General features: G+C 68.4%; 23 protein-coding genes. 9 read left to right on the forward strand and 14 right to left on the reverse strand.

Features of this window, described 5'->3' with window-relative positions; genetic code table 11:
- Positions 1–620: 620 nt before the first annotated feature.
- Positions 621–1,988, reverse strand: a complete 1,368-nt coding sequence (locus ABZ717_RS24565) for a DUF222 domain-containing protein (protein ID WP_358514438.1) — start codon at positions 1,986–1,988, stop codon at positions 621–623.
- Between the two features lie 1,103 nt (positions 1,989–3,091).
- Here ABZ717_RS24565 and ABZ717_RS24570 point away from each other — a divergent pair.
- Entirely contained in the window at positions 3,092–4,498 is a 1,407-nt protein-coding gene (locus tag ABZ717_RS24570; protein WP_358514440.1) for a short-chain fatty acyl-CoA regulator family protein, read from the forward strand.
- Here ABZ717_RS24570 and ABZ717_RS24575 read toward each other — a convergent pair.
- The 5 genes from ABZ717_RS24575 to ABZ717_RS24595 all read right to left on the reverse strand — a co-directional run bounded on the left by ABZ717_RS24575 (position 4,495) and on the right by ABZ717_RS24595 (position 10,393).
- The gene (locus tag ABZ717_RS24575) at positions 4,495–6,042 is read right to left on the reverse strand and encodes a serine/threonine-protein kinase (RefSeq protein WP_358514442.1); all 1,548 of its coding nucleotides are present in this window, start codon (positions 6,040–6,042) and stop codon (positions 4,495–4,497) included. The genes ABZ717_RS24570 and ABZ717_RS24575 overlap by 4 nt on opposite strands.
- Entirely contained in the window at positions 6,039–7,736 is a 1,698-nt protein-coding gene (locus ABZ717_RS24580) for a serine/threonine-protein kinase (RefSeq protein WP_358514444.1), read from the reverse strand. Before ABZ717_RS24580 ends, ABZ717_RS24575 begins: the two co-directional genes overlap by 4 nt.
- A gap of 55 nt (positions 7,737–7,791) precedes the next feature.
- Positions 7,792–8,448 (reverse strand): hypothetical protein, encoded by a 657-nt coding sequence (locus ABZ717_RS24585; RefSeq protein WP_358514446.1) that lies wholly within the window; start codon positions 8,446–8,448, stop codon positions 7,792–7,794.
- A 100-nt stretch (positions 8,449–8,548) separates the two neighbouring features.
- On the reverse strand, positions 8,549–9,397 hold the full coding sequence (locus ABZ717_RS24590; protein ID WP_358514448.1) for a hypothetical protein: 849 nt from the start codon (positions 9,395–9,397) through the stop codon (positions 8,549–8,551).
- A 357-nt stretch (positions 9,398–9,754) separates the two neighbouring features.
- Positions 9,755–10,393: a hypothetical protein gene (locus tag ABZ717_RS24595; RefSeq protein WP_358514450.1), complete on the reverse strand. Its 639-nt coding sequence runs from the start codon at positions 10,391–10,393 to the stop codon at positions 9,755–9,757.
- Positions 10,394–10,608: 215 nt separating this feature from the next.
- Between ABZ717_RS24595 and ABZ717_RS24600 the strand changes: the two genes are divergently transcribed.
- The 3 genes from ABZ717_RS24600 to ABZ717_RS24610 all read left to right on the forward strand — a co-directional run bounded on the left by ABZ717_RS24600 (position 10,609) and on the right by ABZ717_RS24610 (position 13,909).
- Positions 10,609–11,874, forward strand: coding sequence for a GAF domain-containing protein (locus tag ABZ717_RS24600; protein ID WP_358514452.1), 1,266 nt, complete (start codon positions 10,609–10,611; stop codon positions 11,872–11,874).
- Between the two features lie 128 nt (positions 11,875–12,002).
- On the forward strand, positions 12,003–13,526 hold the full coding sequence (locus tag ABZ717_RS24605; protein WP_358514454.1) for an aldehyde dehydrogenase family protein: 1,524 nt from the start codon (positions 12,003–12,005) through the stop codon (positions 13,524–13,526).
- Entirely contained in the window at positions 13,526–13,909 is a 384-nt protein-coding gene (locus tag ABZ717_RS24610) for a DUF779 domain-containing protein (protein ID WP_358514456.1), read from the forward strand. Before ABZ717_RS24605 ends, ABZ717_RS24610 begins: the two co-directional genes overlap by 1 nt.
- Positions 13,910–13,970: 61 nt before the next feature.
- Here ABZ717_RS24610 and mnhG read toward each other — a convergent pair whose 3' ends face one another.
- Genes mnhG through ABZ717_RS24640 form a run of 6 tightly spaced genes read right to left on the reverse strand, consistent with a single transcriptional unit; the run spans position 13,971 to position 20,769 of the window.
- Positions 13,971–14,375, reverse strand: coding sequence for a monovalent cation/H(+) antiporter subunit G (gene mnhG / locus ABZ717_RS24615; RefSeq protein WP_358514458.1), 405 nt, complete (start codon positions 14,373–14,375; stop codon positions 13,971–13,973).
- Positions 14,372–14,704 (reverse strand): monovalent cation/H+ antiporter complex subunit F, encoded by a 333-nt coding sequence (locus ABZ717_RS24620; RefSeq protein ID WP_358514460.1) that lies wholly within the window; start codon positions 14,702–14,704, stop codon positions 14,372–14,374. Before ABZ717_RS24620 ends, mnhG begins: the two co-directional genes overlap by 4 nt.
- Positions 14,701–15,309: a Na+/H+ antiporter subunit E gene (locus tag ABZ717_RS24625; RefSeq protein WP_358514462.1), complete on the reverse strand. Its 609-nt coding sequence runs from the start codon at positions 15,307–15,309 to the stop codon at positions 14,701–14,703. Before ABZ717_RS24625 ends, ABZ717_RS24620 begins: the two co-directional genes overlap by 4 nt.
- A complete protein-coding gene (locus ABZ717_RS24630) occupies positions 15,306–16,964 on the reverse strand; it encodes a Na+/H+ antiporter subunit D (protein WP_358514464.1) in 1,659 nt (552 codons plus the stop codon). Before ABZ717_RS24630 ends, ABZ717_RS24625 begins: the two co-directional genes overlap by 4 nt.
- A gap of 2 nt (positions 16,965–16,966) precedes the next feature.
- On the reverse strand, positions 16,967–17,800 hold the full coding sequence (locus ABZ717_RS24635; RefSeq protein WP_358514466.1) for a Na(+)/H(+) antiporter subunit C: 834 nt from the start codon (positions 17,798–17,800) through the stop codon (positions 16,967–16,969).
- Positions 17,797–20,769: a Na+/H+ antiporter subunit A gene (locus ABZ717_RS24640; protein ID WP_358514482.1), complete on the reverse strand. Its 2,973-nt coding sequence runs from the start codon at positions 20,767–20,769 to the stop codon at positions 17,797–17,799. The genes ABZ717_RS24635 and ABZ717_RS24640 overlap by 4 nt, the downstream gene beginning before the upstream one ends.
- A gap of 251 nt (positions 20,770–21,020) precedes the next feature.
- Here ABZ717_RS24640 and ABZ717_RS24645 point away from each other — a divergent pair, with 251 nt between their 5' ends.
- The 3 genes from ABZ717_RS24645 to ABZ717_RS24655 all read left to right on the forward strand — a co-directional run bounded on the left by ABZ717_RS24645 (position 21,021) and on the right by ABZ717_RS24655 (position 23,010).
- Positions 21,021–21,515 (forward strand): MarR family winged helix-turn-helix transcriptional regulator, encoded by a 495-nt coding sequence (locus ABZ717_RS24645; protein WP_358514468.1) that lies wholly within the window; start codon positions 21,021–21,023, stop codon positions 21,513–21,515.
- A 230-nt stretch (positions 21,516–21,745) separates the two neighbouring features.
- Positions 21,746–22,402, forward strand: a complete 657-nt coding sequence (locus ABZ717_RS24650; RefSeq protein ID WP_358514470.1) for an ATP-dependent Clp protease proteolytic subunit — start codon at positions 21,746–21,748, stop codon at positions 22,400–22,402.
- Positions 22,399–23,010: an ATP-dependent Clp protease proteolytic subunit gene (locus tag ABZ717_RS24655; RefSeq protein WP_358514472.1), complete on the forward strand. Its 612-nt coding sequence runs from the start codon at positions 22,399–22,401 to the stop codon at positions 23,008–23,010. The genes ABZ717_RS24650 and ABZ717_RS24655 overlap by 4 nt, the downstream gene beginning before the upstream one ends.
- A gap of 116 nt (positions 23,011–23,126) precedes the next feature.
- On the opposite strand, the gene ABZ717_RS24660 is transcribed toward ABZ717_RS24655, so the two are convergent.
- Positions 23,127–23,519, reverse strand: a complete 393-nt coding sequence (locus ABZ717_RS24660; RefSeq protein WP_358514474.1) for a helix-turn-helix transcriptional regulator — start codon at positions 23,517–23,519, stop codon at positions 23,127–23,129.
- A gap of 124 nt (positions 23,520–23,643) precedes the next feature.
- Positions 23,644–24,807, reverse strand: coding sequence for a DUF418 domain-containing protein (locus ABZ717_RS24665; RefSeq protein WP_358514476.1), 1,164 nt, complete (start codon positions 24,805–24,807; stop codon positions 23,644–23,646).
- Positions 24,808–24,931: 124 nt separating this feature from the next.
- On the opposite strand from ABZ717_RS24665, the gene ABZ717_RS24670 reads away from it, so the two are divergent.
- Together ABZ717_RS24670 and ABZ717_RS24675 are read left to right on the forward strand one after the other, a co-directional pair.
- Complete coding sequence (locus ABZ717_RS24670; protein ID WP_358514478.1) at positions 24,932–26,137, forward strand: histidine kinase; 1,206 nt, start codon at positions 24,932–24,934, stop codon at positions 26,135–26,137.
- On the forward strand, positions 26,134–26,787 hold the full coding sequence (locus tag ABZ717_RS24675) for a response regulator transcription factor (RefSeq protein WP_358514480.1): 654 nt from the start codon (positions 26,134–26,136) through the stop codon (positions 26,785–26,787). The genes ABZ717_RS24670 and ABZ717_RS24675 overlap by 4 nt, the downstream gene beginning before the upstream one ends.
- Positions 26,788–26,916: the final 129 nt, after the last annotated feature.

The raw sequence follows: 26,916 nt of genomic DNA on the forward strand, positions 1-26,916 counted from the left end.
CCCGCCGCGTGATTGTTGCCGCCCGCACCGCACGCGTCAAGGCGATGGTGTGTGCTGTAGCGATCGGGCTGGTGGCCTTGACCCGTGCGGTGCGGGCGGCGGTTTGGCGGCTATCGGGGAAGGGGGGAGAGTGGTTGAGGTCCCAACGGCCCTGCGGGCCCTTCGGCCCACTCCGGCCGTGGCCGGCCGGATCCCTTCCCTTCCCTCTGGTGTCCTCGTTGAGCGCGTCGCCACTACGTGACCGGTGGGGTAACGAAGTGCCCGCTACAGGTGGGACGGGTGGCGGGCCGCGTCCCCGCGGTAGCCGGCTCTGGTGAAGCTCTCTCCCTGATGATCTTGCTCGTAGCGCCATGTTGGGCGCCCAACATGGCGCTACGGACAAGATCATCATGATGAAGAGACAACACGGGGTTGATGGTGCCGGTGGGCCGGTACCTATGGTGGCAGTGGCGCCGAGACCCCCAACGGGAGCCACTCCGGCCCCGGGATATGACTCCGGGCGGGGGTTCAGGGTGGGGACATGCCGATATCCCCACAGGACACAGGGCCCTTGGGGTCTGACACCCAACCGGGGGTGATCTCGTCGGGGTGGTGTTCCACCTGGTAGAAGCGGGTGGTGGTTAGGGGGCGGTGGCTGGGGCTGGCTCGCCTTCCCCATCCCCGGACCCGCTGTCCTTTCCCGCTTCTTGGTGGTTCTGGGCGTGGTGGTGTTCCCAGATCTGCCGGTTCACCTTGGCCTGCAACCGGTGCTTGAGCCGGTTATGGGTCGAGCAGAGCACCTGCATGTTCTCGGCGCTGGTGGCTCCGCCGTGGGAGAAGGGGACGATGTGGTCGTACTGCGACCAGCTACGCGGCATGTCGCAGCCCTGGTGCCACTCGCAGTAGGGCTTCTTGAACCCGGCCGCCTGGCGCACCGGATCCGGAGCGCACCGCTGCTTGCGCCCCACATCCAACAGGGTCCGACCCTGGGCGTCGGTCACGAACCGGCGCAGCCAACTCTGCGGGGTCAGGCGGGCCACCATCTGATCAGGGATGACCACACCATCCTCGGTGGTGGCGGGCTCAGCCGTCCCATCGCCCAGGAAGCGCTTCAGGGGGACGGTGATGTTCAACGTGGCCAACGGTTGGCGGCTCAGGCTGGAGCAACCCCGGTGGGTCAGGGCGGTCTCGAAGATGCGCATCATCGCGTCATAGGTGCGCTGATGCTTCGGGGTAGCGGCGTTCTCGGGCCCGTACGGTTCGGCGTAGGCCTCTAGGGCGGCCTGGATGAGCTCGTGGTCGGCCCCCGGACCCCACATCCGCAGCAAAAACCCGGACTCGAACGTGGGCGAGAATTGGGCGCCCCGGTTCTCGAACGTTTCATCGTAGTCCCGGTCGGCCTTATCCGGGTCCAGGCGGGCGACGAACCATTTCGCCGCGTCCCGCAACTGGCGCACCGAAGCCTGCGGGCACTCGGCCTTGAAGCCGATCAGCCCGAATTCCAACCGGGCCCGAAACCCCTCCACCGAAGGACGCTGGGCACGGAATTCCTCATCCGCCGATTCGAGGACCTTGGCCCACTCGGTGGTGGCTTTTTCGGTGGAGGTCGCGATGGCGCACGCTTCACCCAACGAAAGGGCCTTGTTCTGGAAGGCTTCTTCCACCAAGGGCAACTGCTGCTTGTACAACGCCCGGGCGAGGATGGCAAAGCTCTTGGCCTCGGCCGGGGAGGTGCCCCACTGGTGGGTGATCCACGCCTGGATGCTGCGCTGGCCACCCTCTTCCAACAGGGCGCCGGTGGTCTCCATGCGGGCCAGGGCGGGCAGCATCCCGTAGCGGATCCGGTCTGTTTCCTGGTTGAGTCGGCCGAACTGGGCGAGCACATCGGCTTCACACCCGAACGGGATATCCCGTCCGGAGAATTCCACCGCCATCTCCCGCGCACCCGCCATCGCCTTATCGACCGGAGTGTCCCCGGTCGGGCGCGGCGCGTGGGGAGGAAAGCTCATACTCTGATTATATGCGAACACCCCCAAGAACGGCAGGCCTACCCGCGAGTTTATTAACCGAATTCTGGGGCCGGCATTCCTGCTATGTGAGAGCCTCTGTTTCGGGTTGCCCGCAACCCCTTTTCGCTATGGTCGGATCCGTCTATCGCGGAGATGCTCCTAGCGAATTCGAGGGAAGGGGCTCTGAATGGAAACGATCTTGTCCGTAGCGCCATGTTGGGCGCCCAAATGGGCGCTAGGAGCAAGATCATCGCCAAAGGGGCGCCGGTGCCGGCTACCGCGGGGACGCGCCCGGCCCCGTGCCTGGCCTGTAGCGGGCTCTTCGTGACCGGGCCGGTCACGTAGTGGCGACGCGCCCCACGAGAAAGCCAGACGGGGGAAGGAATCCGGCCGGCTACGGCCGGACCGGGCGAAGCCCGGGGCCGTTGGGACCTCAACCACTCTCCCCCCTTCCCCGATAGCCGCCAAACCGCCGCCCGTGCCGTACGGGTCAAGGCCACCAGCCCGATCGCTACAGCACTCAACATTGCCTTGACGCGTACGGTGCGGGCGGCAACAATCACGCGGCGGGGAAGGAGGGAGAACCCACCCCCGCCCCGCCCAACAACCGGTAGGACCTCGACCCGAGGCGCCCCACCAACCCGCCCCACACAACGCCCTACAACCCCAAGACTCCCCACTCCAGGCGCCCCACCAGCCACCCGAGTAACGCCCAACAATTCAAAGACCAGAGATCTCCGGCGCCCCATGCACTCACGCAAGCAACGTAGGTCTCTCGGAAGCTTTCTCCCGCAGCATTAGCCACCTGAACCCCACCTCCCATCTCCCACCTCCCATCTCCCACCTCCCCTCCTCCCCCTCCCCTCCCCCTCCTTTGACCCCACCTTCAGGCAGCACAGAGCCGGCGGAACCAAAGGCTCCCCCAATACAAGAAGACACCAATCCGCCCACCAACCGCTATCCCACTCCCACTCGCCTGTGGATAACTCGATTCCACTCCCTGCTGAGTTCGGCTAAGGCTTCCTCTCGTTCCAGCTAAGCCTGCTAACACCTGGTGAGACACCTTCGGGTTAGTCTGGCGGGGATGGAAGGGGGCGATCGCCGTGCGCAAGGTCTTCGCGGGGCCGCGGCTGCGCAGGTTGCGGCAGGAACACTCGCTCAAACAGGCCGAACTCGCCCGTGAGCTGGGCATCTCCGCCGGTTACCTCAACCAGATGGAGCACAACCAGCGTCCGCTCAGCGTGCCCGTCCTCCTCCGTATCACCGAAGCCTTCGGGGTGGACCCGAGCTTCTTCGCGACCGGCGACACCTCGCGTCTGATCGCCGAACTCCGCGAAGCCCTCACCGACGTGCCCACCGGGGACCAGGTGGGTACGGAGGAACTCGACGAACTCGCCTCCGCCATGCCCTCGGTCGCCCGAGCCCTCGTGGACCTGCACCGTCGCTACCGGGACGTCGCCGGTCAGGCCGCCGCGCTGGCGGAGGGCAGGGACGGGGGCGCCACATCCGTGGCTCCCATGGCCTACGAACAGGTCCGGGACTTCTTCTACGAACGCCACAACTACATCGGCGAACTGGACGAGCTCGCCGAGGACCTGGCCCACCGGGAAGGCGCCGAACCGGGCAAAGCGCACCTGGTCCTCACCCGGCTCCTGGCCGAACGGCACGGGGTCAGGGTGGAGACCGTCGACCAATCGTCCAAGAACCGGACGTTCGACCCCGAACGACGCGTGTTGTCACTGGCGGGGCACCTGCGCCCCGGCCAGCGGGCCTTCCAGCTCGGCACCCAGCTCGCCTTCCTGGAGCACGGCGACCTGTTGGACGAACTCGCCCGCGGCGAGGAACTCACCACCGAACAGGCGGTCCGGCTGGCACGGATCGGTCTGGCCAACTACTTCGCGGGCGCGTTCATCCTGCCCTACAGGGACTTTCGGATGACCGCCGAACAGGAACGCTACGACGTCGAGCTGCTCGCCGACCGGTTCGGGGTGGGCTTCGAGACGGTCTGCCACCGCCTGTCCACGTTGCAGCGCCCCGGCCTGAAGGGTGTCCCGTTCTCGTTCGTCCGGGTGGACCGCGCCGGCAACATGTCCAAGCGTCAGTCCGCCACCGGCTTCCACTTCTCCCGCTCGGGCGGCACGTGCCCGTTGTGGAACGTCTACGCCGCGTTCTCAGCCCCGGGCGTCATTCAGAGGCAGATCGCGCAGATGCCCGACGGACGCACCTACTTCTGGGTCGCGCGTACCGTCACCCGGGGTTATGGCGGTTACGGCGCACCCGGCAAGACCTTCGCGGTGGGCCTGGGCTGCGAGCTGCGCCACGCCCACCGCCTCGTCTACTCCACCGGCCTGAACCTGGAGGACCCGTCGGCCGCCACCCCGATCGGCCTGGGCTGCAAGGTCTGCGAACGCCCCGCCTGCCCACAGCGGGCCTTCCCGCCGGCGGGCCGGGCGCTGCTGGTCAACGAGAACGCCGGCACCGTCTCCCCGTATCCGGTCGCCGAACCCTAGGCGCAGTCCCGCGCGTCGGGCGACAGGGCGCCGGCCGAGGCGTCATAGCAGAGGCTGATCGGCGGGAATCCGGACACCCCGGGATCGTGGTCGGCGTCGGAGAAGGTGAGTTGTCCCTGGTCGGGTGCGTCGGGGAAGGTCAGGTCGAGTTCGTCGCCGATCCCCACCGGCCCGGGTGACTCCAGCGGCGCGAGTGGAGCCTGCGGAGTGGTGACGGTGAGCATCGAGGGAACGTCGTGCCCCTCCACCAGGTTGAGCACGCGCACCGAGAACCGGACTCCCTCGGCGACGTCCTCCACCGAGGTCACCGACACATAGGTGAGTGTCTCGAACCGGTCCGGTGTCGCCTGGAAGGTCGTGTACCCGTCGGGGGAGACGAACGTCTGGGCCTCCCATTCCGCGTTGGCGCCGAAGGGGGTCGGCGCGGGCGGGTCCCACTCGGATTCCTCGGACGCCCCCTCGCCGCCGCCCTCGGTCCCTTCCACGGCCTCGGTCCCTTCTGCGGCCTCGTTCCCCGCCGCGACTTCGCTTCCCTCATCGGTGAGGGCTCGGGCGGCCAGGAGCCCACCGCCCGCCACGCCGAGCACGAGCACGGCCGCGCCCACGGCCGGTAAGACCTTTCGACCTCCACCCGTGGGGGGAGCCGGCGGCTCGGCGGCCACCCCCACCCATTCCCGGTCCAACAGCGCGCCCACCGCGGCCGACAGCCCATCCCCACCCGGGTGGCCGGTCAGTGTCGCCGCGAGCCACGCCGCCGTGGGCCTGCGCGCCGGGTCCTTGTCCAGGGCGGCCGTCACCAGGGGCCACAGCGCCTCCGGGACACCCGCCAGGTCGGGCGCTCGGTCCAGGACCCGGTGTGCCAGGGAATCGGTGGAACCCGCGCCGAAGGGCGGCCGGCCGGTCGCGGCGAAGGCCATCAAGGCACCCCAACCGAACAGGTCGGCGGCGGGCGTGGCCGCCGCTCCCCGAAGCACCTCCGGGGCGATCCATCCGGGTGTGCCCACGAGCCCACCGGTACGGGTCAGGGCCGTCTCGTCGATGGCCCGTGCGATGCCGAAGTCCAGCACCTTGGGCCCATCGGGTGCCAGGATGACGTTGCCCGGTTTGAGGTCGCGGTGCACGATCCCCGCGGTGTGCGCGGCGACCAGGGCCTCCGCCACACCACCGGCCAACCCGCGCAGCAGGTTCGGCGGCAGCGGTCCGTGTTCTCGCACATGGGCGGAGAGCGACAACCCGGGCACGAACTCGGTGACCAGCCACGGCACGCCACCGTCCCGACCGGACCCGAGCAGCGCCGGTACGCACCGACTCTCGACCTGCCCGAGCAGTCGGATCTCTCGGGTGAACCGTTCGCGCAGTCCGGGGTCCTCGGTCAGTTCCTCGCGGATGACCTTGATCGCCGTGTACCGGCCCCGCCGCCCGATCCCGGCGTAGACGGTGCCCATACCGCCGGTACCGATCCGTCCGACGACGCGCATGCCGCCGACGGTCTCCGGGTCGTCGGGGCGCAACGGGGAGAAACCCGTGGTCGTGTGGCCGCTCATTCGGGTCGCTCCGCGGGACAGGGCACGTACTCCACATCGGTCATGTCGACCGGGGGATAGGGATGCCAGTTCATGTAGCAGGTGTAGACACCGGCCACCTCGGCCGTACCGCCGACGACGTTCGCGGCCGGCAGGTAGGTCAGCAGCCCGCTCTGCGGGGCGTCGGCGAAGTCCACCGCGAACTCCGCGTTCGGCGTGTCCGCGGAGACCGTGGCGACCACTTCGTCACCAGGGGCGGTGTGCGCGGGACGTCCGTCGGCGGTGGGGTCATCCGGCAGCGGAGCCCACTCGTCGCCCACTTCGAGGAGGACGAAGTCGCCGGCCCGCAGGGTGAACTCGCCCTCGTCCGCCAGGTACTCCAGTTCACCGAACACCCGGATGCCGCTCTGCTCTTGGACGTCGGCGTACACGGTGTTGACGTCGACGCTCGCCACCACGAACTCCGCCCGGTCCACCCCCGCCGGCAGGGCGGAACCGGCCCCGTCGAAGCCGGGGGTGAGGTCGAGGGCCCCGTCGGGATCGGAGTGCACCATGAACAGGCCCTTCGAGGCGATCTCCACCGCCACCTGTTCACCGGCCCCGTCGCCGACTTCTTCGGTGGATCCTCCACCGGCCCCTCCACCGGCCCCCACGTCCGTCTCCACCGGCTCCTGTGCGAACCGATCACCCGCCACCCACGCGACCGACGCCACCAACACCAGCGCGGACACGGCGGCCCCCACCAGGAGCCGGGGCCGACGCCGTCTCGGACGCCGGCGCGGGGCCGGATCCCCGGTGAACACGGTGGGCGGGGGCGGCGCCTCCCACCCCTGCCGCAGCACCCGGGTGACGAGTTCGGTGGCCTCCGGTCCCGGACCGACGATCGTGGCCCGGTCCGCGCCGAGCAGCTCCGCGAGCGCCTGCTCCACGGTCGGCCGCCGGGCGGGATCACCCCCGGTCGCGGCCCGAACCAAGGGCATCAGCGAGTCCGGGATTCCCGCCAGGTCCGGTTTCCCGTCCAGTACCCGCACCGCCATCGTCTCGGCCGACCCCGTCCCGAAGGGGGAACGCCCGGTGGCCGCGTAGGCGACCAACCCACCCCACGCGAAGACGTCCGCGGCGACCGATGGCGGGCCGCCCTTGAGGAGTTCGGGGGCCACCCAACCCGGTGTGCCGAACAGCCCACCGGTGCGGGTGATGGCGGTTTCGTCGATGGCCCGGGCGATGCCGAAGTCCAGCACCTTGGGTCCGTCGGGCGCGAGGATGACGTTGCCCGGTTTGAGGTCGCGGTGCACGATCCCGGCGGTGTGGATGGCCCGCAACGCCTCGGCGACACCGGTCGCGAAGGCGTGCAGGGACGTCCCCATGAGGGGACCGTGTTCGCGGACGTGCTGACGCAGGGTCGGCCCCGACACGTACTCGGTGGCCAACCAGGGTTGGTCCGCGGCGGTGTCCTGGGCCAGGAACCTCGGCACGCACGGGCCGACGACCCGACCGACCAGGTCGGCCTCACGTCGGAACCGCGCCCGGAACTCGGGATCGATGGCCAGGTCACCGTGGACGAGCTTGACGGCGACCAACTCACCGGCGGGGGACCGAGCGGCGTACACGGCGCCCATGCCGCCGGCGCCGAGGCGACCCACGGTCCGGTACCCGCCGATCTCGACGGGATCGCGGGGCTTCAGGGGAGGAAAGGACGGAAGGTCGGCGGTCACGGGCACTCCCGGGGGATGCGGATGCGAAGGTGTGCGCGGCGCGAGCGGGTGTGCCCTAGCGGGGCCCGTGACCGTGGTACCGCTGCTGTCGTTCGGCGATCAGGCGACGCTGGAACCGGCCGCGCCGCACCGCCGTGGTGATGATGATCGTCAGTCCGAGCACCAGGCCTAGGAAGGAGGGGACGAGCGCCCACAGGAGGGTCGAGCCCACGCCTCGCACGATCTCGACGCCACCGTCCCCGTTGTTCGTCACCGCGAACTCGGTGGTGGTGGAGTCGTCGGAACAGGACAGGGTGTACTCGCCCGCCTCGCTGAGCTCGTACGTCCCCACCAGGGACCAGCTCTCGGCGCCGGTGTCGACGTTGTGGCTGTACCCGGGGCTGTCGAAGTCGGCCCTGCCGCCGTCGGGCAGCAGCAGGACGCACGCTTGTCGGCCACTGCCCGAGGACGAGTACAGACCGAGCTGGAACCCGGGGTCCGCCACGGTGAAGGAGCCTTCTTGACCCGAGGTCACCCGGGCCTCGAAGTCGGGGATGCTCACCGTGGAGACCAGGGAGAGCACGAAACCCACGATCGCGGTCGCGATACCGCCGACGATGACGAGGGCGCCGATGACGAACCAGCCCCTCCCGGGCCGGACCTCGCGCGCGTCGACGTGGATGTTCGGTCGGCCGTGGGGGCCGGGGTGACCGTAAGGCGGGTGCTGACTCATCGCAGTTCTACCTCGACCGGGTGTGAAAGTGCCGGTGGGCGGTCCGCCGGCGGTTGTTCGTTGAGACGCGCGCCGGTCGGACTTCGTTGCACGAACCCGGTCAACCGTTTCGGCCGGCCGCCCCGCGTGCCCGTCTCGCCATTCGCTCCGTGTAGGTCGCCCGCCGGATCGCGAGGGTGATGAACGTCGCGATCATCGCGACGACTCCGAGGAAAATGGTCCCGAGGATGGTCAACGCCAGGAACATGCCCCGCTGATCGGCTTCGTGGGCGGTTCGGGTCTCCGCGATCACGTGCGACTGTTCGAGTGCTCCGTCGCAGGTCAGTGTATAGAGGCCCGATGTGTGGACGTTCACCGAGTACTCCAGTCGCCAGTCGTCCCAGCTGTGGCCGACCTCGCGTTCGGTGATCCGGGGGTACTCGGGGCCGTCGATGGCGCAGTTCCCCACGTGGAGCTCCGAGGGGGAGGCGTACAGGCCGAGCTCTCCGACGTTCTCGGGCTGGACGTAGAACTCGGTGGACCCGCTCCCCTCCACCACGTCGGAGACGAGTTCGGGGGTCTTGTCGGGGCCTGGGAGCCCGCCGCCGAACAGGTGGAAGAGCAGCAATCCGACGCCGACGAAGGCGGGCGGGATGAGCGGGACGAGGAAGAACCACCTGCGTCGGGGACGGCGGTCCTTGGCCGGGGTCGCGGGTGCTCGCGGCGGTGGCGCGGGCATGGGGCGGAAGCCGAACCGCGCCTGCTCGGCGGCGATGATCGCCTGGTTCCGCACGGCGTTCAGCCGCGCCAGACGGGTGGACCTGGTGATGAACACACCAAGGACGATGCCGAACGTGGCGAAGATGGCGAGGACCAGCACCAGGACGGTCAGCACGCCCACCCAAGCGGGCACCTCGAACCACTCGGTGAGGGTCAGCACCACGACCATGAAGACGATCGCCGCGGGCATCAGGGAGCCCCCGACCCAGTACCAGCGCCGACTCGGACGGATCGACTTCGGGTCCGGCTCCGGAGGGATCGGCGGAGTCGGCCGGGGTGGCGGGCCCGGCGGAAGAGGAGGCGGCGGACCGGGAGGGTCGGGAGGGCCGGGAGGGCCGGGGGGATCAGGGGGTCCGGGTGGTCCGGTGGGTGGTGCCGGCGGCGGCGACCCGGGAGGAGGGCCGGCCAGGGCCGGAGCGAGGGCCTCGGAGGTCTCGGTGGTTTCCAAAAGGAGCGTCACGGCTGGACCGACCCCCGTTCCTCTCCGGAATTGGGGGAAGGCGACGGTTCGAGTGGTTGCGACATGGGGGTACCTGGTTGGGTCGGATCAGGACTGTCGGACGGCGGAACGGCGACGCACGGTGGTCACCACCGCGACCACTATCGCCGCGAAGGTGAGGGACGGCACGACACCGAGAATGACCATCGCGAGGATGTTGTAGATGGGATGGACCATTCGCAAAGGCCCGGAGGCGCCGAGAGCGTATTCGTCGTCGCCTACGCACGCCAGCGTGTAGGTCCCTGGCTCCGGGGTGTCCAAGATGCCCTCGCCGCGCCAGTCCCCGAAAGTGAGGTGGGAGGCCTTGTCCCACTCCGGATAGGTGTATTCCCAGTCCTCTTCGGGAGGGAAGACGCGGCAAGGGAGGACGGTTGTTTCGGAGTCGGAATAGACGCCCCAGGCTCTGGTTTCTCCCTCGATGACTTCGAAGGTGATGCGATCGGTGCCGCTGATGCGCTCCTCGATGTCCGGTGTGGGAAACGCTGGATTCAGACCGAACGAGAGAGCTGGGACGAACAACAGTACCGCGGCGATCGTGAGGCCGATGGACCACCGGTAGTCGCGTGCAACGGACGTCTTCTTCTGCGCCGATGCCGGTACCTCTGAGGGGCCACCCGGGTGACCAGGGCCGGCGAAAGGCGCGGGTGGTACGGGGTTCCCATGTGGGTGCTGAGGGGGATTGGGCATACACGAAGTGTGGCAGAACGCCCTGACATAAGCGGAATCGAGCACCTTGGTCTCCGTGAGACGTGGGGCCTCGCGGGTACATACATGTCGTGAGTGGGGCAACTCTTCAGTAGTTCCGGTGAACCCCTTGTCAAGACCCTCACCTGGGGATTCAATCAGGGTCCAGAGGCGAATGGACGCTGGGAGCGCAGCCACCGCGACGGAGGGATCCACCGATGTCCAGGGCATGGAACGCGTGGTCATGGGAGACCGATCCGGACAGCGTGCGCCGGGACGTGGCCGTCGCGCACGAACGCTTCACCGACTCCGGCCGACTCAGCGGGCGCGTGCGCTCGGTGGTCGGTGACTCCTGGCGGCGCAGCGCCCGGCACGGGGTCGATCCGGACCGGACGCTTCCCCGGCTCGAAGTCACCGGACCCGCCTTGGACGACCAGCGCGACGCGCACCCGCTCGCCGCCACCATGCCGTTGCTGCGACGGCTGCTGCTCGAAGGCGCCCCGGGACCACAGATCCTCGCGGTCGGCGACGTGTCCGGGCGCCTGCTGTGGGTGGAGGGCGACTACGGGCTGCGTACCCGGGCCGAGGACATGCACTTCATGCCGGGCGCGAACTGGCACGAACGTTCGGCCGGCACCAACGCCCCCGGGGTCGCCCTGGCCCTGGACCACGAGGTGCAGGTCTTCGCCAGCGAGCACTTCAGTCGGGGAGTACAGCACTGGAGCTGTTCCGCCGCGCCCCTGCACGACCCCGACACCGGCGGGCTCCTGGGAGTCCTGGACCTCACCGGCGGCGACCACCTGGCCTCGCCGCAGGCGTTGGCACTGGTCCGAGCCGCGGCGGCCGCAGCCGAGATGGAGATCCGGGCCCGTCGACTCAGCGGGCTGCTACCTACTCCACGTGACCCGCGCGCCCCGGCCCGGTTCCGGGTGCTCGGCCGTGACCAGGGGCTCCTCGAAGTGGACGGTCGCTCCGTCGAGCTCAGTACCCGTCACTCCGAGATCCTCCTGCTGTTGACGCGCCACCCACGGGGTCTGACCGGTGATGCCCTCGGCGTCCTGCTGAACGAACGCGACACCTCCCCGGTGACGATTCGGGCGGAGATGTCGAGGATGCGCCGTCTGCTGGGCAAAGACCTGCTCGCCTCCCGCCCCTACCGGCTGCTCCGGCCGGTACGCACCGACCTGGACGAGGTGCGCGAACACCTGGGGAAGGGCGACTATCGCCAGGCCGTCAACGTCTACGAGGGGCACGTGCTGCCGCGTTCGGAGGCACCGGGCGTGGTGGAGGAACGCGACGAACTCCAGGCGGAGGTGTGCGAGGTGCTCGCCACGCACGCCGACCCGTGGACCCTGCTGGTGTGGTCGGAACAGCCGGAGTGGCGGGAGGATCCTCGGGTGCTCGACGCCGCGTTGCGCGCCACCGACCCGGGGTCGCCCCGGCACGCCACACTGCGGGTCCGTCTGCGCAGGTCGGGATACTGAAGGCGGGTCGGCGCACCGTTGCAACGTGGTCGCAACCTCGACGTAACTAGCGTCACACTCGACCGTCCCTGGGAATTCCGCGCCGGGGCGGCGACCACCGGCGCTCCCACGTCGAAGGAGGCACACCTATGGCGATCTACGCTCCCCCCGGTGAGGCCGGCAGCGTCGTTCAGTACGCGCCGCGTTACGACAACTGGATCGGAGGCGAGTGGGTCAAGCCGGTCAAGGGACGCTACTTCGAGAACCCCACCCCGATCACCGGGCGCACCTTCACCGAGGTGGCCCAGAGTGGTGCCGACGACATCGAACTCGCCCTCGACGCCGCGCACGGAGCCGCGCCCGCGTGGGGCCGCACCAGCGCGGCCGAACGCGCGTTGATCCTCAACAAGATCGCCGACCGCATGGAGGAGAACCTCGAACGGATCGCGGTCGCCGAGTCCTGGGAGAACGGCAAGGCGGTCCGTGAGTGCCTGGCCGCCGACATACCGCTGGCCATCGACCACTTCCGTTACTTCGCCGGCGCGGTCCGGGCCCAGGAGGGCCACAGCTCCCAGATCGACGGCGACACCGTCGCCTACCACTTCCAGGAACCGCTGGGTGTGGTCGGTCAGATCATCCCCTGGAACTTCCCGATCCTCATGGCGGTCTGGAAGCTCGCCCCGGCCCTGGCGGCCGGCAACGCCATCGTCCTCAAACCCGCCGAACAGACGCCCGCGTCCATCCTGCTCCTGATGGACATCATCGGTGACCTGCTGCCGCCGGGCGTGCTCAACGTCGTCAACGGCTTCGGCGTGGAGGCGGGCAAGCCGCTGGCCTCGAACCCGCGCGTGCGCAAGGTCGCCTTCACCGGTGAGACCACCACGGGTCGGCTGATCATGCAGTACGCGTCGGAGAACCTCATCCCGGTCACCCTGGAGCTGGGCGGCAAGAGCCCCAACATCTTCTTCGAGGACGTGGCCGCCGAGCGCGACGCGTTCTACGACAAGACGCTGGAGGGCTTCACGATGTTCGCCCTCAACCAGGGCGAGGTGTGCACCTGTCCGTCCCGTGCGCTGATCCAGGACTCCATCTACGACGGGTTCATGTCCGACGCCCTGGAGCGGGTGGGTCGGATCAAGCAGGGCAACCCCCTGGACACCGACACCATGATGGGCGCCCAGGCCAGCAACGATCAGCTGGAGAAGATCCTGTCCTACATCGACATCGGCCGTCAGGAGGGCGCCAAGGTGCTCACCGGTGGCGGCCGGGCCGAGATGGAGGGCGACCTGGCGGGCGGCTACTACGTCACCCCCACGGTCTTCGAGGGCCAGAACAACATGCGCATCTTCCAGGAGGAGATCTTCGGCCCCGTCGTCTCCGTGGCCCGGTTCGACGACTACGCCGACGCCATCAAGATCGCCAACGACACCCTGTACGGGCTCGGCTCGGGCGTGTGGTCGCGCAACGGCAACACCGCCTACCGGGCCGGTCGCGACATCCAGGCCGGTCGTGTGTGGGTGAACAACTACCACGCCTACCCGGCGCACGCCGCCTTCGGTGGCTACAAGCAGTCGGGGATCGGGCGCGAGAACCACAAGATGATGCTCGACCACTACCAGCAGACCAAGAACCTGCTGGTCAGCTACTCGGACCAGGCGATGGGGTTCTTCTGATGGAACGGGTGGCGGTAACCGACCCCGCGGCGACCCTGCTGCGGGAACTGACCGCCGACCATGGTCCGCTGATGTTCCACCAGTCCGGCGGCTGCTGTGACGGCAGTTCACCGATGTGCTATCCGCTGGGGGAGTTCCGTACCGGAGCCTCCGACGTGCACCTCGGAGACCTGGACGTGGGGCTGCCGGAGCCGGTGCCGGTGTGGATGTCCCGCTCGCAGTTCGAGCTGTGGAGCCACACCCACCTGACCATCGACGTCGTTCCCGGCCGGGGATCGGGGTTCTCCGTGGAGGCCCCGACCGGACAGCGATTCCTGATCCGGTCCCGATTGATGAGCGACGAGGAGGCGATTCGACTGGACGCGGAGACCACTACCGAATAAGAGAACCGGGGCCGGTCGGGAGGAGGGGACCCGACCGGCCCCGGTCATGCCTGCGTGAATCCTAGGAAACCGTGTCCTCGGAGGTGTCGGGGGCGGAGCGTCGGGTGGCCAGTCGCTCGGCCAGCTCGTCGGTGCTCACCAGGTCGTGGCGGATCCGACCGGTCCGGTACCCCACCCGGGCCACGATGTGACCGGCCACCGGTACCGTCACCACCTGGAACAGTCCCACCAGGAACAGCGTGCCGAGGCTGAAGACGCCGGTCTCCTCCGCGGGAAGGAGTCGGAACCCGATCCCCACCAACACCAGCAGCAACCCCAACACCTGGGGTTTGGAGGCCGCGTGCATGCGGGACAACAGGTCGGGGAAGCGGACCAGGCCGATGCCGGCGACGAAGGACAGCAGCGCCCCGGCCAGGATGCACAGGATTCCGGCCCAGTCCAGGATCTGGACGACCTGATCGCTCATGACCTCTTCCCCTCCTCTTCGACCGTGTTCTCGACGACGGGGAGCACGATCTGCTCATCGTCGTCGTCCTCCTGGGTACGGCGGGCGACGAACTTGGCGACGCTGACCGATCCCACGAAACCCAGGAGGGACAGCACCAACAAGGTGGGCAGCACCGTGGGGTCGCGGTTGAACGCCGCGTAGGCGCCCAGGCCGGTCACGGCGAAGGCCAACAGGGCGTCGACGGACAGTGCCCGGTCGAGGATGCTCGGTCCCAGCAGGAGCCGGATCATGCCCAGTAGCGCGGCCACACCGAGTAGGAGGGCGATGACGGTCCACAGGATGTTCACGTGTTCCTCCGCTCGGTGGCCAGGGCGGCCTCCAGCTCGGCGATGTTCTCCCGGGTGCCGATCCCGCGGGCGATGCGTTCCTCCAGTACGTGGATGCCCCTCTTCGCCTCGGCCGCCTCCTCCTCGTTCTGCGCGCCCAGCACGTGCACGTACAGGATGCGTTCGGGCTGGGAGGCCTCCACGATCACACTGCCCGGGATGATCGAGGTGGCGATGGCCACGCACACCATGATCAGGTCGGATTCGGTGCGCATGCGCACCGCCACCACCGAGCTCTTCGGCGGCCCGGGACGGAGCACCCAGGAGCTCACCTCGACGCTGGCGACGAACATCTGACCCAGGATGTACAGGACCATCTGGGGCCCCCGCAACGGCCAGAACCGGAAGCCCGGAACGATCGGCGGCAGCGGGAACACCATCATGATCACCACCGACACCAGGAAACCCAGGGCAGCGATGCCCAACGTCTCCGGGCGCAGCCGGAAGGCGTCGAACAGCAGCATCCAGACCACGGTCATCCCGAGGGCGACGGGGATCTGCACCTTGCCGATGCGGCTGCGCAGGGCGCGCGCACCGATCTTCTTCTTGATCTGTAGAGCGTTCATCGGGACCCTCCGAGGACCGCTTCGATGTAGGGCGTGCGTTCCCACAGGTCGGTCGCGGCGTTCGAGGAGTAACCGATGAGCGGACCGGCGAACACGGTCATGGCCAGACCGAAGGCGACCAGGCCGATCGTGGCGCCCACCATGCTCTTGGGCAGGACCACCGAGGTCACGACCGGGGTGGCCGCGGTCGAGGTGTCGCTCAGCCGGGAGGAGGGGCCGACGGCCTCGCCCGGGCCCAGGGCCGCGGTGGAGTCGTCCTCCTCCTCGGTGTCCTCCAGGATCGTGCCGGGTTCGGCGACCATGCCCTCGGACGGAGTGCGCCAGAACGCGTAGTTCCACACACGCGCGATGACGTACAGCGTCAGCAGGCTGGTGAGCACCGAGGCGCCGACCAGTGTGTAGGCCAGCGGGGTGCCCGCCTCCACACCGGCCTGCATCAGCCCGACCTTGCCGAGGAAGCCCGACAGCGGCGGGATGCCGCCCAGGTTCATCGCCGGGATGAAGAACAGGATGGCCAGGAACGGTGCCATCTTCGCCAGACCACCCAGGTGGTCCAGCGACGTCGACCCGCCCCTTCGCTCGATCAACCCCGTCACCAGGAACAACGTGGTCTGCACGGTGATGTGGTGGGCGATGTAGAACACGGCGCCCGTCATACCCAACTGGCTGCCGAGCGCCACACCGAACACCATGTAGCCGATATGACTGATCAGGGTGAACGACAACAGACGTTTGATGTCGGTCTGCGCCACGGCGCCCAGGATGCCCAGGAGCATCGTGGCCAGGGCCACCCACATCAGGGCGTCGTTGAGCGGATCGCCGGGGAAGAACAGGGTCTGCGTCCGGATGATCGCGTACACGCCCACCTTGGTGAGCAGACCCGCGAACACCGCGGTGACCGGGGCCGGCGCGGTGGGATAGGAGTCCGGCAGCCACGCGGCCAGCGGGAAGACGGCGGCCTTGATGCCGAAGGCGACCAACAGGATGACCTGTAGGACCAGCGCCAGATCCGAGGAGATCTCGGGCAGTCGCTCGCCCAGCTGGGCCATGTTCACGGTGCCGGTCGCGCCGAAGACGAGGGCGATACCGATCAGGAACAGTACCGAGGACACCAGCGACACCACCACGTAGATGGCGCCCGCCCGCATCCGCGACTGCGTACCGCCGAGTGTCAGCAGCACGTAGCTGGCGGTCAGCAGGATCTCGAAACCGACGTACAGGTTGAACAGGTCACCGGCGAGGAAGGCGTTGGAGACACCGGCCACCAGGATCAGGTAGGTCGGCTGGTACACCGAGAGTGGCGCCACCTCGCCCTTGCCCGCCATGCCCTGACCGATCGAGTAGATCAGCACGGCCAGGGTGATGGCCGCGGAGACCGTCACCAACAGCGCGGACAGCCGGTCGGCCACCAGCGTGATGCCGACGGGGGTCTCCCAACCGCCCACCTGGACGGCCTGGGGCCCGAACATGTCGGCGCCCACCATCAGCGTGGCACCGATCAGCAACACCAGCGTCAGCGAGATGACGCTCAGCCACTGCTGGAAGCGGGGCCGGCGGATACCCATCGCGAGCTTGACACCGGCCGCGAAGAGCGGCAACACCACCGGCAGGGGAACGAGGTAGTGCAGGATTCCGGCGAGGTAGTCCCATTCCATGGTCAGTCGTTCCCTTGCAGGTCGCTGTCTTCCGCGCGGGCCAAGCGTTCACGCTCGGCCCGCATGGTCTGACGTGCCTGACGCCGCTGCGAACGGATGCGGCGGCGCAGCTCGCGCCACAGCTCGCGTTCGGCGGCGCGGTCGGCGCGCCTGTGCTCACGCAGTCGCTTGCGTCCCATGCGGATCCGGCCGCGCAGTTCCGTCACCTGGTTGACCATGCTCTGCCGGCGGTGGGTCAGACGACGCATGGTCTCCTGGGACTGCTCGTCGATGTCGCCGTCCTCGGCCTCGACCTCGAACCTGGCGAGCTCGGCCTGGGCTGCCGCGATCTCCGCCTTGATGCGGGCCTGTTCGGCCAGCTCCTGGGCGTCGGCCGCGGCGATGGTGGCCTGGAGCTCGGCCCGCTGCCTGCGGATGTCCGCGCGCAGCCGGCGACGTTCCTGTAGGAATCGCTGACGCACGGCGCGCCGGCCCTCGCCCTGCACGATACGGAGGTCCTCGGCGTCGTCCTGGACCTCGTCGTTGCCCTCCAGCTGCCAGCTCCGGTAGGCCAACGCCAACAGGAACGCGGTGATGCCGAGGGTGATGACGATGGCCGTCAGGATCATCGCCTGTGGTAGCGGGTCGGTCATCTCGTTGACGTCGTCGGTGAACCACCGGATCGGAGGACCGCCCGGTTCTCCGGCCATCGCCAGGATCATCAGGTTCACGCCGTTGCTGAACACGATGAAGCCCAGCAGCACACGGGTGAGGCTGCGCTCCAACATGAGCACGACGCCGACCGCGACGAGGACGCCCACGACGATGACGAGTGTCAGGCTTGGCGACTCGTTCACGAGGTGGCCTCCTCGGTTCGTGCGGAGGTACCCGGATCGATGGCCTCCGAGTGCGCGGCGTCTCGTTCGATCTGTTCGTCGATGCGGGCGCCGAGACTGCGCAGGATGTCCAGGATCAGTCCGATGACCAGCAGGTACACGCCGATGTCGAACAGCATCGAGACCGTGACGTGCGCTTCGCCGAGAATCCCGAAGTTCAGGTAGTAGTCCGCCCCGGCGAGCACGTCGTCGAGGAAGATCGCCCCGCCGATCGCCGTGCCCGTCGCCAGCGCCAGACCGGCACCGATCAGAGCGCCCGGCTGCACCCACGCGGTGGCGTACAGCTCGAAGCGACCACCCGCGAGGTAGCGGACGATGAACGCGAGGCCCGCCACGATGCCACCGGCGAAACCACCGCCGAGGTCGGTGTGCCCGGTCAGCAGCAGGTACACCGAGATCACCATGATCACCGGGAAGAGGAAGCGCGAGACCACCTCGAAGATGATCGACCTGCGTTCGGTGGGCATCGCCTCCGCCCCTGGCAGCCAGGCACGGTTCCACTGGGGCTTGACGTGCATGTTCCGCGGTGCGACCTTCAGGTTGCTCAGGTCCAGCCGGTCGTGTCCGTCGGTGGGTGTGGGCGGCTGGGTGACGGACAGGGCCATCACGCCACCGGGGGCCTTTCGGGGCTGGGCCCGGCGACGCACGAACATCAGGCTGGCCACACCCGCGGCGGCGGCGGCCAGCACCGAGATCTCGCCCATGGTGTCCCAGGCGCGGACGTCGACCAGCAGCACGGAGATGAGGTTGTCCCCGCCGGCCTCCTCCGCCGCCTCCACGTAGGAGGGCCCGTCGGGTCCGCCCACCGCGATGGAGGGTTCCTGTCGACCGGCCAGGGCGAACCACGTCATGGCCGACACGAGCAGGCCGGTGGCGACGCCGATCACCATGTTCCAGATCCGGCGGCCCTTGAGCGCGGGTGCCGAGAAGTGGGACGGGAAGCGGCGCAGCACGAGGACGAAGACCACCAGGCTGACGGTCTCGACGAGGAACTGGGTGAGCGCGATGTCGGGCGCGCCCTGCAGGTAGAACAGGGCGCCCACGCCGTAACCGCCGATGCCGACGAGGATCACCGCGAAGAGGCGGCGTCGCACGAACAGGATCATCAGGCAGGTGATCACGATGATCAGGGCGGGGATGACCTGCACCGGGGTGTCCCACACGCGCAGCGTCGGGTAGTCGCCCTCCCACAGGCGTCCCGTGATCATCGGGATTCCGGCGGTGACCACCAGGAACACCAGGATGGTGCCGAGGTAGACCGGGAGCGAACCTCGCTGGGTGCTACCGGTGACCTGCAACGCCAGGGTCTCCAGGCCGGCCATCATCCGCCGGTAGTTGCGCTCGGGGTTGACGTAGGCCAGCCGGTTGCCGAGCCAGGCGACCCGGTGGCGGAAGTAGAACAGCACCAGACCGCCGACGACGCAGACCGCCGACAGCAGCAGCGGCAGTTCCCAGCCGTGCCACAGGGCCAGGTAGGTGGGGTACTCCTCGCTCGGTCCCAGGGGGACGGTGTCCGCGTAGGTGGCGAAGAGTCGGTCGATCCTCCCGGAGACGATTCCGCCGATCAGGCTCAGCGCGGCGAGGACCACCGCGGGCGCGAGGAAGAGCGGGCCGGGGGAGTGGACCTCGTTGGGCTGCACACCCTCCTTGTCGAGGAAGGCACCCCAGAGGAAGCGGAGGCTGTAGGCCACGGTGAGGGTGGATCCCAGGACCAGGCCGACCAGGACCAGGGTGTCGACGCCACCGCCCTCGGTATAGGCCCCGAAGGCGAGTTCCTTGGCGACGAACCCGGCGGTGGGCGGCAGACCGGACATCGAGGCCAGTGCCACGATCGTGGTCCAGAAGGTGGCCGGCATGGACTTGCGCAGGCCGGAGAGCTCGCGCAGGTCCCGGGTTCCCGTGCTGTGGTCGATGATGCCGACGATGAGGAACAGGGGAGCTTTGAAGAGGGAGTGCGCCACCAGCATCGCGATACCGGCGAGGGCGCCGGCGCGGGTCCCGGTGCCGAGCAGGGCGATGAGGAAACCGAGCTGGCTGATGGTGCCGTAGGCCAGGACGAGCTTGAGGTCGAACTGGCGTAGCGCCTTCCACCCGCCGAAGATCATGGTGATGACACCGAAGAACAGCGCCATCGTCGTCCACACGGCCACGTCGCCGAAGGCGGGCGTGAGACGGGCGACCAGGTAGACACCGGCCTTGACCATAGCCGCGGCGTGCAGGTAACCGGAGACCGGTGTGGGCGCCTGCATGGCCGCGGGCAGCCACAGGCTGAAGGGGAACAACGCCGACTTGGACATCGCGCCGACCATGATCAGCACGAGCGCCGAGTTGACCAGCGCTCCGCCCGTGGGCGGGTCCGCGACGATCTCGGAGATCACGTAGGTCCCGGCGGTCTCGCCGAGCATGATCATGCCGACCAGCATCGCCAGGCCGCCGAACGTGGTGACGACCAGGGCCGTCATCGCCGCCCGTCTACTGTCCTTCGACTCGGCCTTGTGACCGACGAGGAGGTAGGAGAAGACCGTGGTCAGCTCCCAGTAGATGAAGAGCTGGATGAGGTCGTCGGCGAGGACGAGGCCCAGCATCGCGCCGGCGAACGCGACGAACACGCCCGCGAAGCGCGGTAGACCTTCGTCGGAGTCACTGAAGTAGCGCGCACAGTAGGCCAGGATCAGGGTGCCCACGCCCGCGGCGATGAGCGTCATGACCAGACCGAGGGCGTCCATGTGCGTGCCGAGCCGGAGGGAGAACTCGGGGGCCCACTCCACCGACTCCGACAGCGTGCCGCCGTTGAGGATGGTCGGGAGCTGGAACAGGGTCCACACGGTCGCCAGGCCGGGGACGATCGCGAGCGCGTAGAAACCGTTACGGCCCCACTGGCGTATCACTAAGGGCGCGACCGCAGCTGTTATGAAATGCGCGACCAGCACTGTCGTCAATGCGCCCCTCCCGGACCGGTCCGGGCCCGCCCGACGTGCCCGGGCGGACGTCCACCACCCCGGTGGAGAACGAGACCGTCCAGGAACAGATCAGGGGACGGGAGTGTCGTTTCCGTTTTGGTGGGGCATGGATCTACTTGAACTTGCGTGCGCAAGCTATTTAATAGCTAGACTACACATACGTCAAACCACCGCGCGGGTCGGGGACCCGTGTGCAGAGCCCATCCAGCGAGGACCGTTTCTTGCTCGAAGAGACCCCCGATTCCTGTTCTGAGCAGCAGGAATGCGATCATCCGAACGCGGCTGAACTCGAAGAGTTCCAGCGCGTCTGGACCGAACTCATCAACGCGGCGCTACACGCCCGCTCTCGGGGCGGGCATGGGCATCGTGGTGCGGAGGAGATCACACTGACACAATCGCTCCTGATGGAGGCGGTGCGCGGGATGGACAATCCGAGTGTCGGTGCGGTTGCTCACATCGTGGGTGTTTCCTCACCCTCCGCCACTCGGATGATCCAACAGTTGGAACGCAAGGGCATGGTGGCCCGACGCCGGTCCGAGCGTGACGAACGCAGCACGGTGGTCACCATCACGGCGGAGGGCGAACGAGTCCTCGCCGAGCGCCGCAAGCACCTGGAGCGAAAACAGAAGCAGGTCTTCGACGCCATAAGGCCCTCCCTTCGGCCTTTGGTGCTCGACGTTCTCCGTGACCTGCGCGCCGCCATAGACGACACCTGATCGACGAACCTCATCCCCCTCCCCTCCCTCCACCCCCGCCGCCAAGGACTCCCAGGCCCCGAGTCCGCGCATCTCCAAGGCCCCCACCCGGGGCCTTTCGTCATGTTCGGGGGTGGGCCGGGGTGGCTCTGCCGTTGGCAGATCTGCTCCCGGGCGAAATCGTGGCGGTCGAGGTCCCGCCCGGCGCAGGCTGGGATCACCGGTACGAACACCGGCGATGAGGAGGACCGATGCCGATACGACCCACGCTCGTCACCGAGTACGCGCCCGGTGGTGGGTTCGACGACCAACTGGCCGCGCGCCTGCTGCGCAGCCGGATCGTGCTGTTGGGGACCCAGGTCGACGAGGAGAGCGCCAACCGTGTGTGCGCGCAGATCCTGTTGCTGGCCGACGAGGATCCGCACAGGGACATCACCCTGGCGATCAACAGCCCCGGCGGAGTGATCAGTGCCGGCCTGGCCATCTACGACACCATGAACTTCGTGCCCAACGACGTTTCCACCCTGGTCATGGGGTTCGCCGCCAGCATGGGGCAGTTCCTGGCCTGCACCGGGGCTCCGGGCAAGCGGTACAGCATGCCGCACGCGCGGATCATGATGCACCAGCCCTCCGGTGGGCTGGGCGGGACCGCCGCGGACATCGCCATCCAGGCCGAGAACCTCGCGCACACCAAGAGCACCATGGTGCGGCTCATCGCCCAACACACGGGCAAGAGCGAGGAGACCATCGCCAAGGACCAGCACCGGGACGCCTGGTTCACCGCCGAGGAGGCACGGGAGTACGGGTTCGTCGACCACGTCGTGGAGACCGTCGACCAGATGGAGGGCGGCATGCGCCTGGGTGGTGCCACGCCCGGGTTCGCCGGTCCGAGGGGAGGAAAGCGATGAGCGGGCGCTACACGGTGCCGGTGGTGGTCGAACGCACCCCGAACGGGGAACGTTCGTTCGACGTGTTCAGCCGGCTGTTGTCCGAACGGATCATCTTCCTGGGCACGCCCATCGACGACGACGTCGCCAACGTGATCATGGCTCAGATGTTGCACTTGGACTATGAGAGCCACGAGACCGAGATCCAGCTGTACATCAACTCGCCCGGGGGGTCGAACACCGCGCTGACCGCCATCTACGACACGATGCGGTTCGTCAAGGCGGACGTGGCGACCGTGTGCATGGGCCAGGCGGCCTCCGCGGCGGCGGTGCTCCTGGCGGCGGGGACGGCCGGTAAGCGTTCCGCGCTGGAGCACTCCCGGGTACTGCTGCACCAGCCCTCCACGGAGGGGCAGGGGCAGGCGGCCGACCTGGAGATCCAGGCGGCGGAGATCCTGCGTGTTCGGGCGCAGGTGGAGGACATCCTGTCCCGGCACACCGGCCAGACCCAGGAGCGGCTCCGGGCCGACACCGACCGGGACAAGATCTTCACCGCCGAGCAGGCGAAGGAGTACGGGCTGGTGGACAACGTGATCACGACGAGGGAGCTCGCACCTCTCGCGGTGTGATTCGAGGTCGGGGGTGCGGTGGTTCCGGGCAGAGCGCCCCGGAACCACCGCCGGGCGCCGCGCGCCTTGGGATGAGCTGAAACGCGGTGCCGTCTGGTGTGGGGGGATACGGCAGGTCAGGCCGCGAGGGAGAGCACACGGGCCTGGTGGGTCGGGGCGGTGGGAACCGTGGCCAGGCGGGGTTGGTGGGAACCGGCCCGCTCCATGCGGAACAGCGTGGTGCGCTGGTACAGCTCGCCGAGCACCTCGGTGATGCTCAGGCCCAGTGACCGGTACACGGCGGCGAGGAGCTCGGAGGAGGCCTCCTTGCGCCCGCGTTCGATCTCGGACAGGTAGGGGAGTGACACCTGGGCGTCCTCGGCGACCTCGCGCAGGGTTCGGCCCTGTTCGACCCGGGTGCGACGCAGCAGATCACCGATGAGGTCGCGCATGAGCGGCTCGCTCGTCGACTCGGCGGGGGACGGGCCCCTGCGCGCCTGTTCCAGGGAGCGTAGGACGCTCTCGCTCATCTGATGCCTCCCCCGTCGAGATCTCCGATTTCTCGACACTACGCCGCCGAACGCTCCAAGGGGAGAGGTGTCCGTGGCCTTATGCGGACGGCAGAAGTAGCGAGCGGCCCCGTCGAAGCGGGTCTCACCTCTTGACGGGGGAAGGGCCGGAGGCGCGTCTACCCTCGGTGCCCAGAGCCAAGATCTTGACCTGCAGGGTCTCCATGGGCCCTCGCGAGAATCGCGACAGCCACCAGCGAGAACCCGCCACCAGAATCAGAGCGATCACCGCCCAGGCGGCCACCATCCAGCCCGCGTGGTGCGCGTGAGCGGCCAAACCGACTCCCCAGCCGTAGAAGAGCACCGAGGCCAGGATGTTCTGGAGGATGTAGCAGCTGAGCGCGGTCCTGCCCACCGAGCTCAAAGCGGCCGTCACGGGCCCGGGGCGTCGTACCCGGTCGAACAGCACTCCTACGAGCCCCAGGTAGCCCAGCATCAGCACCACGGAGAAGACGAGACGTCCCGCAAAGGCGAGGTGCTCGTTCCAGATGACGGCCAGAGCGTTGAGCGGCAGACCCAACCCCAGTCCCCAGACCGCCATGCGGGCCCGCATGGTCCGACCGACCAGGTCGGCCCCGAACGCTCCGGACCGGTACAGGCGCGCTCCCAACAAGAAGAGGAACACCATCAGCGGGAAACTGGTGATCATCTCCGTCCGGTCGTCCAGAAAGTTCGCCATCCGGTATAGAACCTGGTCGGCGTAGCTTCCTTCCAGGTACAGCCGGCCCGACTCGGTGGACTCCGGGGGCTCAGTCACGTGGACGATGGGGAAGAACAGGAGCATTATCGCCGTCATCCCGCCCACGAAGGTGAGGTGCAGGCCCAGGACGGACCACATGATGGCCGAACGCGTCCGCTCGGAGAGACCGAGCACGTAGACCACCACGAGTGCCGTAAGCGCGTAGCCCATGAGGATGTCCCAGCTGAAGAGGAGGACGCCGTGCAGCGCCCCCTCGATCAGCAGGAGGAAGGCACGACGACGCTGTCGGCCCGCCCAAGGGCGACCGCGCTCCGTGGCGGCCCTGTACTGGATGGCCAGGCCCACGCCGAACAGCAGGGTGAGCATCGCGAAGAACTTGCCGTTGAGGAACAGGGTTTGCAGCCCCTCGGCGACGGGGCCGAAGCTGCCGGTCCGGGGGTAGCCGAAGAGCCAGATGTTCATGGCGAGGGTGCCCAGGATGGCGAAACCGCGCAGCACGTCCAGAAGCGGTATGCGAGCGGGTTCGAAGGGTCGTGGGGTCGTGTGCATGGGCGCATGGTCGCGGGTGGGTGTCCGCCGGGGCATCTACCGAAGGACATAGCTCGTTTTCCACCCGACGGCCGTATACCTTTCGGCGGACGCGGACCCCGTCCACGTACCGCACCATGTACGGATGGGTGCGACAACGGGTCTCGGAGTGGTCGCGCGGATGCGGCGGTGGCGGTGGCTCCCCGTTCCGGTGCGCGACATCGTGGTGACGCTACTGGTGGGACTGGCGGCCTTGGGGCTGTCCCGCGTCGAGTACGGCACTCATGGGTGGTTCAGCGACCTGGTCGTGCTGCTCGCCTGTGCTCCCCTGGTGCTGCGGCGGCGGTTCCCGGCCGCCGTGGCTCTGGCCACCGGCTCCCTCCTGTTCGTCTCGTTCGCGCTCGTGGACCAGGACGGCTCCGTTATCGCTGGCGTGTTCGCCGTGGCGACCCTCGCCCACCAACGCCCCGGCGCGGTGCCGGTGCTGGTGCCGGTGGCGGTCGCGTGGTGGTTCACCTACCTGGTGGTCGTCTACCCTGACGCCAACTCGCTGGTCGAGTGGTCGGGGGATCCCTTCGCGCCGGCCGCGTCCGTGATCGGGGACGGTGTGGACTTCTCCATGGCAGCGGTCCCCGTCCTCGTGTCCGTCCTGGTGGGCTACGTGTGGCGGCTCAGGGCCGACCGCGCCGAGGGGATCCGGCGTGCGACGCGCAACGAGTTCGAGCGCGAACGGCTGCGCGAGAGGGAGCGGATCGCCCGCGAGGTGCATGACATCGCGGGCCACCATCTCAGTGCGATCCGGCTGTTGGCGGTCGGTGGTCGGCAGGCTTTGGGAGGCAGGGACCCAGAGGCGGTCGCGGTGCTGGAGTCGGTCGCGCAGATGTCCGGCCGCGCGGTGCGGGAGGTGCGCGAACTGCTGGACTCCCTACACGGGGACCGGCTCACCGGATCGGCCTCGGGCATGGGGCCGGCGGACCTTCCGCCCCTGGTGGCGGCTCTGGAGAACACGGGAGTGCACGTGGAATTGATGATGCCCGAGGGAATCGGGGAGGGGCTGCCGGAGCGGGTGGGAGTAGACGTGTACCGGATCGTCCAGGAGTCCCTGGGCAACGTGCTGCGGCACTCGTCGGCACGGCGGGTCCGGGTGGAATTGAGCCGCACGGCGAACACGCTGACGGTCACGGTGGAGGACGACGGACGGCGCGTGACGGGGGACAAGGGATCGGGCGGGCGCGGCCTGGCGGGAATGCGGGACCGTGTCGGGGAACTGGGCGGTGTCTTGGATACGGGGAGTGGCCCGGGCCGGGGCTGGCGGGTGCGGGCCGTACTCCCCGTGAGAGGGGACGAATGATCCGACTGCTGATCGCCGACGACCAGCCGGCCGCCCGCGAGGGGCTGCGGCTACTCTTCCGGCCGGTCGAGGACATCGACGTGCTGGGCGCGGCGGCCAACGGCCGGGAGTTGGTGGCCATGGCACGCCGACTGAGCCCGGACGTGGTCCTCACCGACATCCGGATGCCCGGCACTGACGGTGTCGAGGCGGCCCGGGAGCTATCGGGGCTCTCGCCCTCGCCGTCGACGGTCATGCTGACCACCTTCGATACCGACGACTACCTGTTCGGGGCTCTTCAAGCGGGGGCGGTGGGCTTTTTGCTCAAGGAGAGCGACCCGGAACTGTACGTGGAGGCGGTGCGAGCAGCGGCCTCAGGTCAAGGGGTGATCGATCCACGGGTCACACCGCGCCTGGTGAAGCGCTTCGCGAGGACCTCGCCGCGCAGGCCCCCACTGCTGGTCGAAGAGCTGACGCCCCGAGAACGGGAGGTGCTGGTGCTGGTGGCCAAGGGACGCAGCAACGCCCGGATCGCCGGGGAGTTGAGCATCACCCACGGCACGGCCAAGGTCCATGTGACCCGGATCCTGGCCAAGCTGGGGCTGGAGAGCCGGGTGCAGGCGGCCGTCTACGCCTATCGCCATGGACTGACCACCTGGGCGGACGACTGAGCACGTCCTCGTGTCGACCGAGCGAGACGATCTCTAAGAGCGTGTTTGAGAAGGGTCAGGAAATGAGATCCTGGCTCGTCCAAGCACGCTGACGGACGGCATCTCGTCCTCGGGCGAGGCGTCGGGCCA

It is taken from the genome of Nocardiopsis sp. NPDC006832 (genome assembly GCF_040635885.1).
Taxonomy (GTDB): domain Bacteria; phylum Actinomycetota; class Actinomycetes; order Streptosporangiales; family Streptosporangiaceae; genus Nocardiopsis.

What these genes read in the sequence shown, in the direction of transcription:
- ABZ717_RS24565 (WP_358514438.1), bottom strand. Translation starts at nt 1,988, where the DNA reads ATGAGCTTTCCTCCCCACGCGCCGCGCCCGACCGGGGACACTCCGGTC.
- ABZ717_RS24575 (WP_358514442.1), bottom strand. Translation starts at nt 6,042, where the DNA reads ATGAGCGGCCACACGACCACGGGTTTCTCCCCGTTGCGCCCCGACGAC.
- ABZ717_RS24585 (WP_358514446.1), bottom strand. Translation starts at nt 8,448, where the DNA reads ATGAGTCAGCACCCGCCTTACGGTCACCCCGGCCCCCACGGCCGACCG.
- ABZ717_RS24590 (WP_358514448.1), bottom strand. Translation starts at nt 9,397, where the DNA reads ATGCCCGCGGCGATCGTCTTCATGGTCGTGGTGCTGACCCTCACCGAG.
- ABZ717_RS24595 (WP_358514450.1), bottom strand. Translation starts at nt 10,393, where the DNA reads ATGCCCAATCCCCCTCAGCACCCACATGGGAACCCCGTACCACCCGCG.
- ABZ717_RS24600 (WP_358514452.1), top strand. Translation starts at nt 10,609, where the DNA reads ATGTCCAGGGCATGGAACGCGTGGTCATGGGAGACCGATCCGGACAGC.
- ABZ717_RS24605 (WP_358514454.1), top strand. Translation starts at nt 12,003, where the DNA reads ATGGCGATCTACGCTCCCCCCGGTGAGGCCGGCAGCGTCGTTCAGTAC.
- ABZ717_RS24610 (WP_358514456.1), top strand. Translation starts at nt 13,526, where the DNA reads ATGGAACGGGTGGCGGTAACCGACCCCGCGGCGACCCTGCTGCGGGAA.
- mnhG (WP_358514458.1), bottom strand. Translation starts at nt 14,375, where the DNA reads ATGAGCGATCAGGTCGTCCAGATCCTGGACTGGGCCGGAATCCTGTGC.
- ABZ717_RS24625 (WP_358514462.1), bottom strand. Translation starts at nt 15,309, where the DNA reads ATGAACGCTCTACAGATCAAGAAGAAGATCGGTGCGCGCGCCCTGCGC.
- ABZ717_RS24630 (WP_358514464.1), bottom strand. Translation starts at nt 16,964, where the DNA reads ATGGAATGGGACTACCTCGCCGGAATCCTGCACTACCTCGTTCCCCTG.
- ABZ717_RS24650 (WP_358514470.1), top strand. Translation starts at nt 21,746, where the DNA reads ATGCCGATACGACCCACGCTCGTCACCGAGTACGCGCCCGGTGGTGGG.
- ABZ717_RS24655 (WP_358514472.1), top strand. Translation starts at nt 22,399, where the DNA reads ATGAGCGGGCGCTACACGGTGCCGGTGGTGGTCGAACGCACCCCGAAC.
- ABZ717_RS24660 (WP_358514474.1), bottom strand. Translation starts at nt 23,519, where the DNA reads ATGAGCGAGAGCGTCCTACGCTCCCTGGAACAGGCGCGCAGGGGCCCG.
- ABZ717_RS24665 (WP_358514476.1), bottom strand. Translation starts at nt 24,807, where the DNA reads ATGCACACGACCCCACGACCCTTCGAACCCGCTCGCATACCGCTTCTG.
- ABZ717_RS24670 (WP_358514478.1), top strand. Translation starts at nt 24,932, where the DNA reads ATGGGTGCGACAACGGGTCTCGGAGTGGTCGCGCGGATGCGGCGGTGG.
- ABZ717_RS24675 (WP_358514480.1), top strand. Translation starts at nt 26,134, where the DNA reads ATGATCCGACTGCTGATCGCCGACGACCAGCCGGCCGCCCGCGAGGGG.